This is a genomic window from Bartonella sp. AA89HNZF (genome assembly GCF_042196905.1).
GTDB lineage: Bacteria > Pseudomonadota > Alphaproteobacteria > Rhizobiales > Rhizobiaceae > Bartonella.
Map to the genome: position 1 here is coordinate 1 of NZ_JBHIRD010000058.1, position 2,089 is coordinate 2,089.

The 2,089-nt window shown below is 32.9% G+C and carries 1 protein-coding gene; it reads right to left on the reverse strand.

Features of this window, described 5'->3' with window-relative positions; genetic code table 11:
- Window positions 1–602 precede the first annotated feature (602 nt).
- A partial coding sequence (locus ACFIN0_RS09595) for a type ISP restriction/modification enzyme (protein WP_375702435.1) occupies window positions 603–2,089 on the reverse strand: 1,487 nt, incomplete at its 5' end.

Consider the following 2,089-nt stretch of genomic DNA (forward strand, 5'->3'; position numbering starts at 1 on the left):
ATCTTTTAAAGCCTTTCAAAAGAAAGGGATTATAATCATAATAAATGCTATCAAGACCATTATGGTTATGAGTTTTGAGGATTTTGAGTATTTTGAGGGTTCCTTTTACCCCCTGTTATATATTTTTTTTCAATCGAAAAATAAAAGTCATTATATTTCAATATATTAGCATTTTAGAGATACAACCTATATTAAAACACAACCTATAAATACAACCAACGGTATATTTTTGAAGGTATTTTGAGGGTGTGAGAAACCTTCAAAACCTATAAGTAATATAAGAAAATGAATATATATATAACTCTCTTTAAATAAAGCTTTTGAAAACAATAAAGCACTCATTTTAGATTACGGTATAACCTCTTAAAGGCAATGTAAAAAAATCTAACTCTATTTAAGATGGGGTTTCTTATAAATCTTAAAGCAATCCAAATGAGAGTATCTAAAAGTGCAAGTTTTTTCTTTTTAGAATAACGCATGATAAATTATCCTTTTAAAGATTATATGTAAGCAATGTATAAAGGGGTATAGGAACCTATAGGTATAAGACCTTATACCCCTTATGCGTTTATCATACCCATTACGTGAGCATGCTTTATAAGTTATTCAGTTTCTCTTAATACCAATTTGGGTAAGTTCTTAACGATTTTCATTGTTTCTAGACTTACAGTAATAACCCTCTGAAATAACTCTAGAGGGTAGGCAGGGTTGCCAACGGTTTCAACAGCATAGCGATTGGCATCATTAACAATGCCACTCTTTTTATCAGTCTTTACACATTGACGCCCCATAACCCATTCAAGAGCAGGCTTGCCATTGACGATATACTCATAAGCGTCAAGAGGTATATCTGTCATGATGATATTGTTATTATAAAAAACAATCGATTTATCTTTTTCCTTATTATTTCCAGCGAATTTCATTTCTGTAACGTAGTAAAATTCTTCGGGATTAGAGATCTCGGTAACTTTTGGATTACCCTTCTTAAATGTGACTGGATAAGGTTCTACAGTTTCATAATTCACGTGCAAATGACCCAATTCACGTCCTGCTGTTACAAACATCCAAAAATCTTCAGCAGTTTTTACACAAGGGATACGAGGCAATTCTTTGCATAAATTATCAGCATAACGGGCGCGATAATCTTCCGAATGTAAAATCCCATAAACATAATAGAACAAATCATCTTTTGTTATGATTTGATTAGGATAAGCGGCTTTAAAATGTTCTAGTCCCTCATCAGTAATGGCATCACGCCTTTGTAAACCAGCTGTTGTGCTTTCTTCTATAGAGTTTGTAAATAAAAGGGATTGGTTTTTATTTTTACTCTTTGAAACTGGAGTGTGTTCGTAAAAATATCTTGGAAAGCATTGACCTTTTTCTATTGCATCTAAACTAGGTAAGGCTTTATTCATCAATACAGAAAATCTTCTTGCTCCTATACCTGTAATTTGTATTACCATATTTTCAACCGTTTCCCCTATCGGAAATATTCGCGGCATTTGTAAAACCATTTCATTAAAGGCACGATTGTAATAGAGCCACTGTTGTGTAAAAGGACGATATAAACTTTGCATAAGGCATGTAGCTTCAAATTTAAAAACCTTTCCTTTTGCTAAATCTTGTTTAAGAGCACGGCTCCAACTGATTTTTCTCGTATCTGTATTGACGAAATTGTCTACAGCATTTTTACGTATCCTACGATCAACATGTCCATAAGCATTATTAAAACGCTTTACTTCACTGTTATAGAAGGCAATCATATTACTTATGTTTTTCGCTAAAACTTCATGGCTTGAATTGTATACCCAAGCATCACGGCTAGTTACAACACCACACGAAAAATTTTCAAAAAGCTTTTTACCATGACCTTTTTTGTCACCTTTATCACCTATAGCTAAAAAGGCTTTGAAATTGTTATCACGTTGACCAAGCCAATCACCATGTTTATCTGGTGTGATTATTTGCCAACCTTGTTTACTTCGTGTAATACCATTAATGCTACCAAATTCTTTAATTGTCTTAAGCTTTTTTTCTCTTGTGAGATAATCTCCAATATCACGGAAATATATTTTCCCACGCTGTTGAG